Annotated in this window: 9 protein-coding genes and 2 pseudogenes; 6 read left to right on the top strand and 5 right to left on the bottom strand. The window is 64.0% G+C overall.

Annotated elements, in window-relative coordinates:
- The first annotated feature begins 479 nt into the window (after nucleotides 1-479).
- A complete protein-coding gene (locus tag EO156_RS02400; RefSeq protein ID WP_005928383.1) occupies nucleotides 480-2,108 on the top strand; it encodes a GGDEF domain-containing protein in 1,629 nt (542 codons plus the stop codon).
- Between the two features lie 80 nt (nucleotides 2,109-2,188).
- Here the strand turns inward: EO156_RS02400 and EO156_RS02395 are convergent, their stop codons facing one another.
- Nucleotides 2,189-3,130, bottom strand: coding sequence for a DUF808 domain-containing protein (locus EO156_RS02395; RefSeq protein WP_016851253.1), 942 nt, complete (start codon nucleotides 3,128-3,130; stop codon nucleotides 2,189-2,191).
- A gap of 59 nt (nucleotides 3,131-3,189) precedes the next feature.
- On the opposite strand from EO156_RS02395, the gene EO156_RS02385 reads away from it, so the two are divergent.
- Nucleotides 3,190-5,091 (top strand): ABC transporter substrate-binding protein, encoded by a 1,902-nt coding sequence (locus EO156_RS02385; RefSeq protein ID WP_016851252.1) that lies wholly within the window; start codon nucleotides 3,190-3,192, stop codon nucleotides 5,089-5,091.
- A 430-nt stretch (nucleotides 5,092-5,521) separates the two neighbouring features.
- Nucleotides 5,522-7,626, top strand: a pseudogene (locus tag EO156_RS02375) (phosphoglycerol transferase I).
- 96 nt (nucleotides 7,627-7,722) lie between these two features.
- Here the strand turns inward: EO156_RS02375 and EO156_RS02370 are convergent.
- A pseudogene (locus EO156_RS02370) lies at nucleotides 7,723-10,121 on the bottom strand (DUF3772 domain-containing protein).
- Nucleotides 10,122-10,472: 351 nt separating this feature from the next.
- Between EO156_RS02370 and EO156_RS02365 the strand changes: the two are divergent.
- Entirely contained in the window at nucleotides 10,473-10,814 is a 342-nt protein-coding gene (locus EO156_RS02365; RefSeq protein WP_005912682.1) for an HPF/RaiA family ribosome-associated protein, read from the top strand.
- Between the two features lie 994 nt (nucleotides 10,815-11,808).
- Here the strand turns inward: EO156_RS02365 and EO156_RS24260 are convergent.
- Entirely contained in the window at nucleotides 11,809-12,039 is a 231-nt protein-coding gene (locus EO156_RS24260) for a hypothetical protein (protein ID WP_016851250.1), read from the bottom strand.
- 101 nt (nucleotides 12,040-12,140) lie between these two features.
- Here EO156_RS24260 and EO156_RS02360 point away from each other — a divergent pair, with 101 nt between their 5' ends.
- On the top strand, nucleotides 12,141-12,785 hold the full coding sequence (locus EO156_RS02360) for a hypothetical protein (protein WP_016851249.1): 645 nt from the start codon (nucleotides 12,141-12,143) through the stop codon (nucleotides 12,783-12,785).
- Nucleotides 12,786-13,124: 339 nt separating this feature from the next.
- On the opposite strand, the gene EO156_RS02355 is transcribed toward EO156_RS02360, so the two are convergent.
- Nucleotides 13,125-13,688, bottom strand: coding sequence for a lytic transglycosylase domain-containing protein (locus EO156_RS02355; RefSeq protein ID WP_016851248.1), 564 nt, complete (start codon nucleotides 13,686-13,688; stop codon nucleotides 13,125-13,127).
- 373 nt (nucleotides 13,689-14,061) lie between these two features.
- On the opposite strand from EO156_RS02355, the gene xopA reads away from it, so the two are divergent.
- Nucleotides 14,062-14,463 (top strand): XopA/Hpa1 family type III secretion system protein, encoded by a 402-nt coding sequence (gene xopA / locus EO156_RS02350; RefSeq protein WP_016851247.1) that lies wholly within the window; start codon nucleotides 14,062-14,064, stop codon nucleotides 14,461-14,463.
- Nucleotides 14,464-15,179: 716 nt separating this feature from the next.
- On the opposite strand, the gene sctC is transcribed toward xopA, so the two are convergent.
- The gene (gene sctC / locus EO156_RS02345; protein ID WP_016851246.1) at nucleotides 15,180-17,003 is read right to left on the bottom strand and encodes a type III secretion system outer membrane ring subunit SctC; all 1,824 of its coding nucleotides are present in this window, start codon (nucleotides 17,001-17,003) and stop codon (nucleotides 15,180-15,182) included.
- Nucleotides 17,004-17,034: the final 31 nt, after the last annotated feature.

Genomic DNA, 17,034 nt, shown 5'->3' with positions numbered 1-17,034 from the left:
CCGTCGTAATGTGGGTGGAGACGGAAAAACGGCGAAGCGAAAACCGCCGTCTGCCGATTCAGCCAGACGACTTGCTACGAGTGAGGAGCGTGGGCAACGCGCGTACTCCACGTCGCCCTTGCAGAGGAATCTACACCCCGACCAAATAAAATATGCGTGAACACGTGCTGACTTTTCTGCGACAGCCCACATTCCTTTACGCACAGTTGCGCATGCCGCAAGGCATAAGTGCCACATTGCAGTGCGATGACATCCCCGGATCGGTGCGTGGGCCGTGACATGCACCGAATACGGGAACGTTCGGCTGCGCTCGCCCTCATCTGGCTAACCGGTTCATCGACGTCTCGCTTCGTTTATCGCGACCGCGCTTCGCCACTGGCCTGCAGGTCGTCGGCGCGCGCTATGGCCCGGCTTGCTCAAGCGCCCCTGCTGCGGGCCGATATCGAGCGTTAGCACAAGACCTCTCGAGACCCTGGCGCATGGCAGACCAGCCCGAACACCCAAGCCGCCCCCGTGGCGGGCTGCGCCGCCTGTTGCCCTGGGGCGGCACGGACACCGCGCGCCCTGCCGCTGCCCTGCCGACGGTGATCAATGGCGAGCGCGGCGGTCACGGCCTGGCCGCGCACCAGCTGGTGCCGGCCAAGGCCAAGTCCGGCGCACACGACCCGGCCGCTGCCACTGCATTGCTGATACGGCTGTTCTCGCATGCCGCGCATCCCGAAGCGCTGCTGCTCGCGTTCGCCGAAGGCATCGCCAGCCTGCATGGCGAGCTCGGCGACATGGGCGTGCGCCTGAGCGCGGCGTATGCGGCCGGCGATTGGCCCGGCTATGGCCGTGCGTTGCGACAACTCATCGACAAATACATCCGCACCATCGACATCGGCGATTCGCTGGCCGAAGGCCGCACGGAGGCCGAGCAACTGCGCGACCTGCTGCGCCACGCGCTGGGCAATGCCCTGGCCACGCTGCTGCAACGCAGCCCCGAGCTCGCCGAAGAGGCGCAAACGCTGGCATCGGCACTGCGCCACTGGCGCCCGGGACACGAGCTGATCACGCTGGAACAACGCCTGCGCGAACTCAGCCACCAGATCGGCCTGCGCGCCGAAGATGCCAGCGAACAACAGAACCTGTTATTGGGTTTGTTCGACCTATTGCTGGAGAACGTCGGCGAACTCCTCGACGATCGCAGCTGGTTGCAGGGACAGATCACGGTGGTGCGGCAACTGATTTCCGGCCCGCTGGACGTCAGTTCCATCGAACAGGCACGCGGCACCTTGCGCGAGGTGACCTACAAGCAGGGTCTGCTCAAGCAGGGGATCGCCGAGTCCAAGACCGCCATGCGCGAAATGATGGTGTCCTTCGTCGACCGGCTGGACGGCATGGCCACGAGCACTGGCGAATACCACGACCGCGTTGCCGGGTATTCGCAGGCGATTGGCGAGGCGCGCGGCATTCCCGATCTCAACCGGCTGCTGCAGGATCTGCTGCAGGACACCGCCGGCGTGCAGGCGCAGGCCCTGGCGGCGCGCGACGAACTGCTCGCGGCACGCCGGCAGGTGGAAGATTCCGAACAGCGCATCGCCTCGCTCGAACAGGAGCTCAAGGACGTCGCCGGCCTGGTGCGCGAAGACCAACTCACCGGTGCGCTCAACCGGCGCGGCTTCGAAGAACTGTTCCAGCGTGAGGCTGTGCGCACCCAGCGCAGTGGCCAGCCCTTGTGCGTGGCGATGCTGGACCTGGACGACTTCCGCCGCCTCAATGAGACCCACGGCCATGCCGGCGGCGACGCCGCGCTGCGCCATACCGTGGAGGTGGCCAAGGGCGTGCTGCGCACCACCGACGCCATCGCCCGCTTCGGTGGCGAGGAATTCGTCCTGCTGCTGCCGGACTCGACCATTTTCGAGGCCAGTGCGGCAGTGATCCGTCTGCAACGCGCACTGTCGCAGCGCTCGCTGCTGCATGACGACGTGCGCGTGTTCATCAGCTTCAGCGCCGGCGTGGCGCTACGCGGGACCGACGAGACCCAGGACGAGGTCATCCGCCGCGCAGACCGCGCCATGTACGACGCCAAGGCCGCCGGCAAGAACCGGGTGATCAACGCCGATTAGACCGGCGGCGAACCCCGGTGCGCCCGAGCAATCGCCGCGCGGTGTTTACCGTGCTGGCTTGTCTGGCGGCTCGCCGCGCATCAATGCGCGGGCTTGCTCCCGCGCAGCTTCTGAAACAGCATCACCGCGCCCAGCACGAGCGCACCGGCGACCACGCCGACCAGCATGTTGCCCAGCGCTTCGACCAGCCAGCCCATGCTGCCGGACGACTTGGCCAGGTCCACCACCAGGTGATGCAGCGCCGGGATGTTGTGCACCAGGATGCCACCGCCGACCAGGAACATCGCCAGCGTGCCGGCCACCGACAGGAACTTCATCAACCACGGCGCCGCCACCAGGATGCCGCGACCCAGGGCCGCCAGCGCGGCGCCCTTCCTGGTCAGGTACAGGCCCAGGTCGTCCAGCTTCACGATCGCGGCGACCACGCCGTAGACGCCGATGGTCATCGCCAGCGCAATGGCCACCAGCACCGCCACCTGCTGCCCGAAGGACACCTCCGAGACCACGCCCAGCGAGAGCACGATGATCTCCGCCGAGAGGATGAAATCGGTGCGGATCGCGCCCTTGACCTTGTCCTTTTCCAGCGCCACCACGTCCACGTTCTGGTCGGCCAGCGCGCGGGTGCGTTCGGCATGCCGCTGCGCTTCCTGCTCATCGTTGTGCAGAAACTTGTGCGCCAGCTTTTCCACGCCCTCGAAGCACAGGTAGGCGCCACCGATCATCATCAGCGGCATGACCAACGGGACGTTGTAGCCGCGCCCGCGCAGCCACGCTTCCAGCGCGCTGATCGCCAACGCCGCCGGCACCAGGATCATCTTGTTGACCAGCGAGCCCTTGGCCACGGCCCACACCACCGGCAGTTCGCGGTCGGCCGTGACGCCGGTGACCTGCTGCGCATTGAGCGCCAGATCGTCGCCCAACACGCCTGCGGTCTTCTTGGCCGCAACCTTGGTCAGGATGGAAACGTCGTCCAACAGCGTGGCGATGTCGTCGAGCAGGGTGAACAGGCTGGCACCGGCCATGCGCAAGGTCCTTCTAGGGTGGTCGCAAATTCTCGCCGATCCCGCACCTGCGTGGGGTGATGAGCGGCCATTGCGCGGTCGTTGCATGCTGTTGGCGGGGCGATGCAGGCACCGCCGCGCCTGCGCTTGCGGCCGTTCGTACTCGCCTTGGGCAGGTTTGCCTGCGGTGTGCGGGAGCGCGCGGATTCACTACGCGACGACCCGTCGCTGGCCACACTCGCCGCCTGCATGACGCCCCGGAGATGGCCTTGAGTCAGAACGACCCGCACCGCGCCCCGGCCCCAAGCCCGGCAGATCATGCCGTGGTTGGCGGCATGAGCCGGCGCACGCAGATCCTGCGCTTGTTGTTGCGCTATCGCGGCTCGGGCGTGTTCGCTGGCATGAACCTGGACCCGGCGGCCATCAACGAATACGAGGTGCCCGCAGAAGGCACCCCGGACCAGTTCGTCTCAGACCTGGAATCGCTCGGGCCCACCTTCGTCAAATTGGGACAGATGCTGTCGACCCGGCCGGACATCGTGCCGCCGGAATTTGCCACCGCGCTGGAGCGCATGCAGGAGAACACCAGCTCGGTGCCGGTGGAGCGCATCCGCCAGATCATCGAAGAAGAGCTCGGGGTCTCGGTCAACAAGGCGTTCTCGTTCTTCGACCCGGTCCCATTGGGCTGCGCCTCGCTGGCGCAGGTGCACCGCGCTGCGCTACGCGACGGCACGCCAGTGGCGATCAAGGTGCAGAAACCCGAAGTGGCCGCGCAGGTGCGTTCGGATCTGGACGTGCTCAAGAGCTTCGCCACCGCCGCCGACCGCCTGACCGGCATCGGCCGGCGTGTGCGCTTTGCCGACTGGCTGGGCGAATTCGGCAAGACCCTGCGCGCCGAGCTCAACTACGAAGACGAAGCCGAAACCCTGGCGCGCTTCGGCAAGCACCTCAAGCCGTTCCCCTTGCTGTGGGTGCCGCAGCCGGTGTGGGACCTGAGCAGCCGCAAGGTGCTGACGATGCAGCTGGCCGAAGGCGTGCGCGTGGACAAGATCTCCGGCCTGCGCCGCACCGAACAGCCCATGGACGAGCTGGCCGCGGAACTGGTCAAAGGGTATCTGGACCAGATGTTCGTGCATGGCGAAATCCATGCCGACCCGCATCCGGGCAATTTGCGCGTGCTGCAGGACGGGCGCCTGGCCATCTTCGATCTGGGCATGGTGGCGCATGTGCCGCCGCGCCTGCGCGAGCGCCTGCTCAAGTTGCTGTTTGCCGCGGTCGATGGGCGCGGCGAGGAAGTGGCCGAAGAGACCATTGCGCTGAGCACGCGGCTGGAGGATTACGACGAAGAGCGCTACCAGCGCGAAACCGGGCAGATGATCGCGCGCTACGCAGCGCACGATGCCACCTCCGAAGGCCGGGTGGTGCTGGATCTGGTGCGCATCGCCACCTCGACCGGCCTGCGGACGCCGCCGGAGTTGAGCCTGCTCGGCAAGACCTTGCTGAACCTGGAGGGCGTGTGCCGCGCGTTGTCGCCTACGCTGGATACGCGCCGCATCGTCGAGCGCCATCTGCAGCACGTGATGCGCGCGCGCCTGAAGAAGTCCCTGTCCGCCGCCAACCTGGCCAGCGAGGCGATGGAACTGCAGCATCTGGTGCGCGAAGGACCGCGCCGCATGTCCGAGATCCTGTCGCTGGCTGCGGAAAACCGCCTGCAGATGCGCGTCACCGGGCTGGAAGAATCGCACCTGATGGAAAGCCTGCAGAAGATCGCCAACCGCGTTGCGGCGGGCATCGTCACGGCCGCGCTGATCATGGCCTCGGCGCAGATGATGCGCATCGAAACCGGCTTGAAGCTGTGGGGCTATCCGGCCATTGCGATGGTGCTGTTCCTGCTCGGGGTTGTACTGGGCCTGGGCATCGTGGTCAGTGCGCTGCTGTTCGACCGCCGCGTGCGTGCGCGCGAAGAGCGCGGGCACCGCTAGTCGTCAGGACCAGCTGCAGCATGTGGGCGCCTTGGTGCCCCGTAGTCAGGTGTTTGTGACCATCGCGCGCGTTGCATCGTGCTCGGTGCAACTGATTGCAAGCGTCCTGCGCGCACCATCGCTTGCGCACATCTTCTCGCTAGGGGTGGCAACGCCGCAGCGAGCGCAACCACTATCACGCATGGGCGCAATGCATCTTGGCGCCACCTGCGTTTCAGCAGCGCCGCGCGGCTTGGTACGTGGCTATGCGTAACCGCTGTCCGGCGATGCGGGGCCAGAGGTCACGCCGGGTCTTGGCCACAACAAACATTTCAGTCAGCTTGGGCGCGGCATAGTCCGTCATCCGGGTGTCACATGGCAGGTGGCGCACAGGACATGGCGAGCAAGGCGTCCGGTACGCGCTCGCATCATTCCCCCACGGACGCTGCGCATGCATTGGATGTTGTTGGTTTCGTTGTTGCTCTTGCTGTGGCTATTGGTCGCCTCTCCGCGTCTGGCATGGCTCAAGGCTGGCCTGTTGTCGCTCTTTCTGCTGCTGCTCAGCGCCTGGGGATTGGTCGACCGGCTCAGCGGCGACGGCATCAATGCAGCCACGCTGTATCACCTGCGCGCCGACATGGACGGCGCCGGCGTGAGCGATTTTTCCGGCTATATCGCGGTTTTCGTCGGCATGCTGTTGCTCTCGCTGAGCCCGCTGTTGCTGGTGCGGATACGACGCTTCCAGCGTCCGCGTGGTGGCGGCGCCGTGTTCGCAGGCTTCGTGGGCATGTTGCTGGTCGGCATCGCCGCAAGCCCGCTGTATCGCGATGGCAAACGCCTGTACTACCAGCTGCGCCCGGTCGATTACGCCACCGTGGTGCCGGAATACCAAGTGCCGCAGCAACCGCTGCACAAGCGCAAGAACATCGTCTGGATCTACGGCGAAAGCCTGGAGCGCACCTACTTCGACGCACAGGTGTTTCCAGGCCTGATGCCCAATTTGCGCGCGCTTGCGACCGAAGCGGTGGACGTGCGCAATCTCGCCTCCACCGAAGGCAGCGGCTGGACCATCGCCGGCATGGTCGCCTCGATGTGCGGCGTGCCGCTCACCACCGCGCCGGGCGATGAAAACAGCATGGATCGCATGGGCATGTTCCTGCCCGAAGCCCGCTGCCTGGGCGATTACCTCAAGGACCAGGGCTACCGCAATCATTACGTGGGCGGTGCCGATGCCAGCTTCGCCGGCAAGGGCCGTTTCCTGTCCAGCCATGGCTTCGACGTGGTGCATGACGTGCACTATTTCCAAGACCAAGGTGTCGCGCCGAAGCATTTTTCCGCATGGGGGGTGCACGACGATGTCCTGCTGGACGATGCCTGGGATACCTTCCAGACGCTGTCGCGTGCCGGCCAACCCTTCCTGTTGACCACGCTGACCATGGACACCCACCATCCGGCCGGCCACCTGCCATTGGCGTGCAAGGGCCAGCAGTACGACAGCCCACTGGGCGATATCGGTCTGCTGCATGCAATCAAATGCAGCGACCGTTTGATCGGCGAACTGGTCGCGCGCATCCGCAACAGCCGGTATGGCAACAACACCATCATCGTCATCGCCTCCGATCATCTGGCCATGCCCAACGACCTGAGCGACGTATTGGCCAAGCAGAAGCGCGAGAACCTGCTGCTGTTCCTGGGCAAGGACATTGCGCCACAACAGGTCGTCACGCGCGCGGGCAGCACGCTCGATTCGGGCGCAACGCTGCTGCAGTTGCTGGAACCTGGCATGCGCACGCTGGGCTTTGGCCGCTCGTTGCTGGCCAGCGATGCCCCACCCAGTGCCAGCGCGGCCGCCAGCCGCGACAGCGGCAGGGACTATCCGCGCTATCTGGCCTACGCGCGCACGCTGTGGACCGGGCGCAGTACGCGCATGCTGCGCATCAATGGCAATGGCGATGTGGTGGTCGGCGTGCAACAGGTGCGCCCACCGGTGCTGCTGGAATACGACAGGGACACCAACCTGAAAACGGTGTACCTGGAAAACACCTCGCGTCAGTTCGACCGCACGCGTTCCAAGGGCACGCTGGCCTATGTGGATCGCTGCACGGCGTTCGAAGACGGCTCGGCCGATGGCGACTGGTGCGCACTGGTGGTGGACCGCCACCAGAGCATGAAGCTGTATCGCGACCCGGACCTCGCCCGCGGCATCGCCATCGACGCGCCGCTGGAGGCCACCCAGCAGGGCCCGCGTCCACGCGTGCGCCAGCCCATCATGCTCACCCAGGCAGCGCGCAAGACCGATGCCGGCCGCTACATGCTCGAGCTCTACGCCAAGCGCCGGCCCACGCGCGCGTTCTGGGTGGAAGCGGTGTCCTCCGAACGCAAGGTCGTGCTGGCACAGCAATGGGTCGTGCCCGACGCCGCCGGGCGCGCATGCCGGTGGGCCTGGAACATGCGGTGGAAGACCTGGAGATCCGCGCCTGGCTGGACTACACCGAAGACGTCAGCGTGGACGACCTGGCCTTGGTCAAGGACATCCCGGTGGCGGATCGCTCCTGATGCGCCCAGATGCATCCAGCGATAGTCAGGCATGGTTGCGCAATCAGCGCAAGCAGATCGACTCGCCGTTGCGCAGCCCTGGCAGACCTCGCCAGCTCAGTCATCGGACGCAGGCGCACCCTCTCCCGCCTCGCGCGCCACGGCTGCACCTGCACGACTGAAACGGATCTCCTGCGGCGACTGCAACGCAATGCCCACCGTCGCCATGCGCTGCAGCAGCGCGAAGAACAACTGGCTGCGCACGCCATAGGAATCGCGCGGGCTGCTCACGTAGGCGAACGAATTGAAATTGACGTGCCCGCCGGCCAGCGAATCGATGAACACCGATGGCGCCGGTTCGGCCAGCACCTTCTCGTGCTCGGCAAACAAGGCCAGCAACATGTCGCGCACCTTGGCCACGTCGGTTTCCAGCGGCACCGAGAACTGCAACTGCACACGGCCCATCGGATTGGACAGCGTCATGTTGCGCACACTCTTGGTGATCAACTCCGAATTGGGCACGATCAACGTGGAGCGGTCGCCCACCTGGATTTCGGTCGCACGCACGCTGATCCTGCGCACGTCGCCTTCCTGATCGCCGATACGCACCCAATCGCCGATCTTCACCGGCCGCTCGGCCAGCAAGATCAATCCCGACACGAAGTTCTGCGTAATCGCCTGCAGACCGAAACCGATACCCACCGACAGTGCGCTCAATACCAGCGCCAATCGCTTCAAATCCAGACCCAGCGCCGTGAGCCCCCACACTGCCACGATCAGCCAACCCAGATAGCGCGCCACCGTGCTGATCGAATTCCGCGCTCCCGCATCCAGTTCGGTCTTGGGCAGATAGGTATTGAGCAGCCACTTCTGCACGATATGGACCAGGCCCATGCCGAGCAGGAACACGCACAGCGCCCTGGCCACGTCGCCGGGCGTGATGACAAGTTCCTTGCCAATTGCAATACCGTGCGAAACGTTTTCCAACCAGCCGGTCACTGCGGCGAGGTTGGCGCCGTACGGCGTCACCAGCGCGGCAATACCCAGCAGCACCAGCAGCACGCGTACTGCCGCAGAGATCAATAATCCCACCTGCACCAACCGCCCGCTGCCGACATTCAGTGCATGCGACAGCGCACGGCTGAAACGGCTCTCCGGCTTGAACACCCAGGTCGTCAGGTCGTCGGCAAACATCACCAGTAGCGCGAGCACGCTGCACACCAGGGTGATCCAGATGATCTGCTGCTCGACGAACAGTGCCAGATTGATGTAGCCGAACAGGGCCGCCACCAACGCGAAGATCACTGCCAGATGGCCCAGCAGACGGATCAACACGATGTAACCGCCGCCACGCGACACCACCGGCGGCGGTGCGCTGCTGTCCGCATCGGCCGCACCCACGTTTGCGGCATGAGCGCGCAACGACAGGGTCAGGCCAGCCAGTGCCGACAGAATCAATCCCGCATACAACAGCGCCGCAACCGCATCGGTAGCGATCGTCAATGCGCCGCTGCTGCGCGCCACGTCGTTGATTCTGATCGCCATACCGCTAAACCAGCTCACCGCCGCCGTGGCAAGACAATGCACGCGCAAACGATCGACGGTTGCATCGTCCAACGGGAACAGACGCCAGGTGGGCTGGTGCTTCATCAACAGGCTGGCGCTGAGCGAACCGACGAAGGCCGACACGCAACTGATCACTACAAATGCACTCAGCAGCTGCTCCAGATCCGTCGGCAGCTCACTCAGTGCGCGGACGCTCTCGGCCAATGCCCATGCCGCCATGCCGCCATGCCCAGCGTCAGGGTGCCGACCAACAAGAACCACAGTGCAAGGCCGGAGCGCCGCAAGCGGCCGCCGGGCGCACGCGAGGCCGCATACCGCCGCCCCAGATGACGCAGGAAGATGCGCAACGGAAATGCCAGCATCAATGCCGCCAGCGTCCCGATCACCAGACCGGCGATACCGTTGGTCGCTGTGCCGGTGCGCATCGCCTGTACGGCCTTGTCGGACAGCGCCTGCAGGCGCGTGCGGTCGTCGGGCCATTCCTGCGCGATCTCATTCCACAACGCGGGCGACAGCGGCGAGGCAGCGCGCGCGGAGAGCTTCTCGCTGAAGCGCTGGGCGCGCTCGCCTTCGAGCCGGTCGGCGAGATCCTTGGCATCCAGTGCCAGCAGGTTCGCCCGCTTGAGCTCGGCATCCAGTCCGTTGCGCTCGCGCGTGAGCGCGCGGCGTTGGTCGCGTAGATCTGGTGGGTCGGTCTTCTGCTCTTCGCCAAGCCCGGCCAGCCGGACAGACAGCTCCTTCAACGGAGGCTCCAGCGAGCGCGCCAGATCCTGGGCCTGGCGCTGCGCGCCGGTGACATCGTCAGCCAGCTTGCGCAACTGGTCGGTGTCGGATTTTTCCATCCCCGCTTCGGCTTGGGTCAGCACCTTTTGCATGCTGTCCAGTTGGATCTGCGCGGTCTCCAGCACCGTGTCCTCGTCCTGGGCCACAGCCGTGCCAATACAAACCATCCACAGCGCGGCCAGCAACAATAGACGCCGCAACAAGCCCTGGCGGGCACCACAGGTAAATCGGAATTCGGACACAGGCAGGCATCGAACAGGCGCGGGCAACCGCGGGTGCCGGCATCTTAAGGCACCGCCCTTGATCGAGCCGATCGCCCGGCGCCGATGATTCAGCCGCGGCAGTCTGCGTCCGCGAACCGATCGGACGATCTCGCTGCACCGCGGCGATGGCGGCGGAGGACCCTGCTAGCGCATGAATGGGCATGCCGCGTTGTCACTTTGCGACAACACGCCGCTGACGCAGAATCAAGCCACCGCTGCGGCAGACGCAGCGGATGACCGCGAAGGAGATCCTCTATGCAGATTCAGATCCAGACCGACAAGCACGTGCCGCACGATCCGTCTGTTGTGGCGCATGTCGAAAAGACCTGCACCGCCCAGCTGGCGCATTTCGCCAGCGACATCACCCGGGTGGACGTGCATTTGCGTGATGAGAACGGCCAGCGCGGCGGCGCGGCGGATCGAACCTGCAGCATCGAAGCGCACGTCGCCGGCCTGCCGCCGATTGCAGCCACCAATAGCGCCGAAACGACGGCCTCTGCCGTGACCGGAGCTGCGCGCAAGCTGCGCACTGCCATCGAACATGCACGCGGCAAGCAGCACTCCAAGGCCACCGCACCGCCGCCGGACATGCTTTGATCTGATGTGGAAGTTGGCACATCGCCCCGGCTGCTGCCAACCTTTGCACCGATGGCATCGCGGTACGTCATCCGCAATGCGCGGAGCGCCACTCCAAACGCTGCGCCCCCTAAACGGCATCGGTTCGTCGCACTCACCCTGCGGCGGGCCGAATGCTCTGAATAAGGGGGCCTGCGGAACGCTTCCAATGCTAAGCACCAGGCCCGTTTATAAAGCATATCGATCTACGATCTGGCACTTATGCAGCGGCGGCCCAGACTTCCGGGCCACTTACCGGCGACTCGGATAACCCGCGTAGCGATAAGCTGAGCCCACCCGGCCGGGTGCAATGTAAGCCTAGACGCCTTACCCCATTGCGCAGGCAACGCTGAAGATACGCGTCTGGTTTGCTGCCAACAGCAGCACTGCATTATGTAGTGGGCCGGCTGCAGACGAATCGACTCGCCTTGAACCCTTTGGGCTTCGATATCCCTTGGAAGTCTGAAAACTTGGCGGGATGGCAGCTTGCTGGCTTAGCGATCTCATGCAGCCACCTGCTTTGCAGGTCCGCACCACGCGCCCCGGACGATCGCTCAAACAAGCGAACCCCGCCACACCGCCATCGATCCGCACCAGAGCGCCGGCGTCGGCCCCACTGATGCATCGCGCGACGCTGCCAGGACGCGCACGCCTGTCTTCGGCCGTGCGAAGACGGCCGCGGCACCAAACATATTTGGCCCGCACACGCGAATTGGTTGTTCGGATGTGGAATGAGCGTTTCGCAAGGCGCGCATCCAGATTCCCTGGATTTATGCGAACTTCAAGCTCGCCGACGACGATGATACAAACCACAAGGCGGCGCTGGATAGCAGGTACGCCTGGCGCCTCGATTGCGAGCGAAGAAGTCACGCCGTCATTGCAAGGGCAGCTGAGCACAGCATATGCACCATGCCGGGTCGGCGTGCCGCACATCACGCATGATCGCCCGATCGACGCGTCTGGCTGCGAAGCGATCTTACGCTGCAATCGGGACGCTCGCCAGTTCCCACCCGAAGCGGTCGTCGCCATGCAGGCGGTGTCGGGTACGCTGCATCTGGCGCTGCATCTGGCGCTGCATACGCTGCGGCGCAACCGCGAGAACCGCAACCCCGACGCCGCCGCCCGAGGCTTTCACAACCTTAGTCTTGCGCAGTGGGAAGCGCTGTCCGAAGACGAACGTCATCACAAGAGGAGCGAGCAGCAGCATTACTCGGATCTGGTCACCCGGCTCGCGCTGGCCGGCATCTTGAGCAATATCGCCATAGGCGCTGCAGGCAAGGCCTCCGGCCGACCGGAGCTGGCGGCCAGGTGCTGGCCGGTGAGCTCAAGATCGCCCCCTATGCAGCGGCCCGCGATGCCATCCAGGCGACGTTCCGCATGGTGGGAATGCGGGCACCGACCAACGGTGGCGTCAGCGATCCCCACGTCACCAGTGCAGGCAGGTTTTACGGCATGGCCAACGTCCTGACCAACCTGGCATCCAATGAGCTGGAGTTACCAGACTTTGCATCGGCCAGGCAGCGCTGGGCGGGATTGATGTCGCCCTTCAACATGGGAGAGGCGACCAACGTCGTCTTTCGGCAAGCGGCAGTGAACGCGGCCTTGAATGTCGGCCTGGAGACAGCAGACTGGCTCCATGTCACCCAGCACGAGGCCGACGAAGTCGGTACGCAGCAGATCTGGGAACCAACCTTGAAGGCCAGGCGCGAGGACTATGAGCGGGTCATGGACCATTCTGTCGCGCGCACCGCCGCCATCAATTCCAGCATCGCATTTGGTACAGCCGTCAACATGATTGGCACCTGGCTCGGTTTGTCGCCAGCACGCAGCGCATTGCTCTCCAATGCGTTGTCCGGCATGGCCGCCGGCATGCAGTACAAGATCATTGCCGGCACCTGGCAGGCTGCAGCGGCAGTCCGCGAGGCCGAAGCAGCTCGCACGCAAGCTGAGTAAGCGTGACCGCGCGCCGCGGTGACCATCGAGCAGCCGTCGGTCAGGCCAGCATCCGACCGCCGCACACGCACTGCCGGATTACCGGCAGTGCGTGTGCGGCAGCCATGTGATGGCTCCACGCGCAGCCTCCAGCACATACTGAGATCCATTAGGTGGCGACGAACGGCGGAGATTGACCTCACTTCAATCACCGCATGCGCGACGACAAGGTAAACGCGCTATTTCCGCAGATATTTTCGTATCAGCGTGTCGCCGCCTTGCACGATCCTGCGCCACCTCATGCCCGGGCCTGCCCACACACCTGGGCTGCACCTACGCACGCCTGCAGTGGCACTCGCGCTATTCGGCAATCACACCGCGCCTGAGCAGAATCGAGTGAATGGCATGCGCATATTTGTCGCGTTCCCCCGGCGTTTCGGAATGGTAGGCCCCTACTGCAGCCCAGGTATTTCCGTATTTGTTGGTCATCTCGCGCAACCGCCACGCTGCCACATACACACTGATGCACGGATGCATCAATGCGTCCCTGGAGATTCCGTAGCTGGATAACCGCCGCAGATGGATGGAGTTGATCTGCATCTTCCCGTAATCAACCGTGCCGTTGTTGTTGCGATGGATTGCGTCGGCACGACCGCGCGATTCCTGCCAGGCAATGGCACGCAGCACCCAAGGGTTGACGTGCTGATATCCGGCGGCCTCCTCGAAGCAATCCGCGCGTGCGAAAGGCGCCGCGCATGCCAGTGCTGCTGCAAACAAAATACGCTGCGGACCAGCTCCTGCCCGACGACCACATCCGGACCTTTTCGCGCGCACGCGTCGTTTTGGCGAAGGCCCGGACGAGAACCCCAACTGCAAATTGGAGTGCTGATCGACATGCTGGTACGCGATCGTTGAATCGCTCATTTGCCGTTACCTCGATCTCGATTGAATACAGGTCTCAAGGTGAGTAGAGCGCCGGCACGCAACCACCCACAGCGCTCGACGGCGGCACCATAACGCCACCTGTACGTGATTTACTCAGGGCCGACGAAACACTTAGCAGGCAAGCGAAAAAACGTCCTTCAGCCACGCACCCGGGATTTTCTTATCGATCCCAAAACATTTTTCACTTGCCTTCTTCGCCCGTACAAGCGCAATTTCGCAAAATTTCTGGCGATACCGGGTTTCCGCTTCTACTGTTCGTTCGGGGCGAAAAACGCGCCCCACAACTGCCGTTGCTTACGCCCGGCAGTTGAGCGAAAGACAAATCCCAGTTAATCAGAGAGAAATCGTCATGATGAATTCTTTGAACACACAGCTCGGCGCCAACTCGTCCTTCTTTCAGGTTGACCCCGGCCAGAACACGCAATCTAGTCCGAACCAGGGCAACCAGGGCATCTCGGAAAAGCAACTGGACCAGCTGCTGACCCAGCTCATCATGGCCCTGCTTCAGCAGAGCAACAATGCCGAGCAGGGTCAGGGTCAAGGCCAGGGTGGTGACTCTGGCGGTCAGGGCGGCAATCCGCGGCAGGCCGGGCAGTCCAACGGCTCCCCCTCGCAATACACCCAGGCGCTGATGAATATCGTCGGAGACATTCTCCAGGCGCAGAATGGTGGCGGCTTCGGCGGCGGCTTTGGTGGTGGCTTCGGTGGCATCCTCGTCACCAGCCTTGCGAGCGACACCGGATCGATGCAGTAACGAACTGTTGGTCGCCCCTACCGGCCACGGCCTGCAGGTTGTCGCTTCATGCGCCAGCCTGCAGGCGCTCTCATTGCTGTAACCGCGTACATCCGCTACCAATTCTCGCGCTTGTCTTTTTCGCGCAACAGGTGCCCGACAGACAGCCATCGGCATGCGAGCAGCGCCCTCCGGCGTCAAAGCGTCATTAAATCGCCAGATCTTTTGTTCCGGGAGACGCCTTCTCAAGTGAGCCTTCGTTGCTGGCGTGATTTTTTTCGGCGCGCGATCGCAAACCATCACGCCATCGTCGCTCGACTGGAGGCTGCTGCGCCCACGCACCGGCCATGCGTCATGATGCCGGCTCAGGCCGTCGATATGCGCCCGCTCGCAATCGCGCTCAGTTCAAGGCATAGACAGCCCCTCATCGTCTACCCCAGATACCGAGCTGACTGCCAGCAACCCGCTCTCGCAGGCGACACGACTGCCATGTGATCGCTCAGACAGGCTGGGGCACGTATAAAAACCAGCATGTGCGAGTGGCACATACCGATTCCCAGCGCCGCCCGACTATCATCCAGGCGGTGGTCTTGGGCGCTCCGAGTCGCTACACACGCACGCCGATTGCATGGCCCGTCTGATGATTTCTCAAACAATCCCGTCCTTATTCGGGCTTTGGTATTCACCGAGTATCAGGCACTCGCAGCTGCCACCGATGGCTTTTCGCACACCATCCATCAGGGTGACACCACATGCGGGGTCAGCAGAAACAGCCGTTGCATGCGCGACCCACTTTTTTGGCGGTGCTTGAACAGGTTACCGAGCAACGGAATCTTCGACAGGCCCGGCACCGCATTCAGATCGGTCTCGTCGGCATCGTAGGCGTATCCTGCAATCAGCAGGCTCTGCCCTTCATTGACGAAGGCCTGGGTCGTGATCTCGCTGGAGGTAATGACCGGGATGCCGTCCACGGTGTTGGATCCAAGCTGGCCATCCTCAATACGCACATCCAGCCGCATCTGACCGTTCGGCGAGCCTGGCACCACGCTGGGCAATACCCGCAACGACACCCCGGCGGAGAGGTTATAAAGATCGGCCGATGCGTATCCGCTGACCCGGACGAATGCCTGTTGCTTGTGGTCCATGACCGCCTCGACGTTGTCCAGCGTCGCAACCTGGGGCGAAGACACGATCTTCGCCTTGTTGGTCGTCTCCAACGCCGACACGCGCGTCATCAGGTAGCGCCCGGCGTCTCCCAGCACGGCCGTCAAGGTGCCCCCAGCCGGCGTGGTCGCGCCATCGGTGGCAGCGCCGCTCAATGCGCCGTTGAAGCCCAACTGACTGCCACTGCCGTTGCCGGTCTGTATGTCCGTGTGCTGGCTGTGGAAGCGCCAGTCGACACCGAGATCCTGCATGGCGCCATCGCGGATCTCGATGATGGTGGCATCGATCTGCAGCAACTTGGGCCGGTTATCCAACTGTTGGATCAGGGTGCCATAGCTCTGCATCCGCTCGGGTCGATCGCGGATCAGGATGGTGTTGGTGCGCGGATCGGCTTCGATCACCGGCGCATCGGAGGCCAGCTCCGCGCCGCCACCGGCGTCGATCGGACTGGACTCGTCGCGCCGTCCCTTGCTGAGCTCCGGCCAGACGCTGGCGGGCGAGCCCGCAGTCGCAGCAGTTCCACTGCCGGGCAACGGCGGGCTGACCGGTACGCGATCGGACGACGAGGCCCCGCCGAACCAGGACGAAGGCAGCCCGAGGATGCCGCTGGCTCCGCCGCCTTGCCCCTGTGCGGCATTGCCGAATGTGTTGGAGGACCCGCCGCCGATCGGCTGTACCCGGCCAAAGTTGGCGCCAGGCCCCGGTATTGCCGCGACCGGTGCGCCGCGTGCGCCGTACATGCTGCGCAACAGACTGGCCATGCCTGGAATCTGCACGTCCTGACCGCCGATGCGCGTCGTGTGGTCGGCCGCTTGCGCATAATGCAGCTGAAACACCTGCACTTCGGTGGCATCGCGCTGACGCGCGCCCTGCTCGACCTGCTTGGCAATCGCCGAAACGGTATCCACATACCCTGGCGGTCCGGAGACCACTGCCACATGCGCGGTCTCGTCGTAACGCACCGGAAAGCGCGGATCGTCCAGGCGCATGCGCGCAAGCGCGTCGCGCAGTGACTTCGTCGATGCGGTCCCCAGACTCAAGGTCGCGCTCTTGGATTCGTTTGCGCCCCAGATCCTGAGCACGGCGCCATCGTAGTACCAGACGAAGCCGTAGGTGGCCGCCAGGTCGTCGAGGAATTTCTGCGGAGATGTTTCGAATTTGCCGCTCAGCGTACCGGTGACTTCTGGCGAGATCCAGGTGGCGATGGACTGGCTGGCGGACAAATCACGCAGCACCTCTTTGAGATCCTTGTTGTCGGCGACGTATTTGAACGTGCGCGAATGCCACGGGACCTGGGCGGCGTCGGCATGTGGCGACAACACTGGCAGGAGGCTGAGCATCAGGACGGCGGCCAATGGAGCACGTCGGCGGTGGACTGTGGTACAGGCAGGAGCCATGGCGTTCCCTCTGCTAGGCAAGTGAAGAAAT

Origin of the sequence: Xanthomonas sp. DAR33341, assembly GCF_003992815.1 — a bacterium.
Lineage (GTDB): Bacteria > Pseudomonadota > Gammaproteobacteria > Xanthomonadales > Xanthomonadaceae > Xanthomonas > Xanthomonas cissicola.
This window is presented reverse-complemented; position numbering and strand designations above follow the sequence as displayed.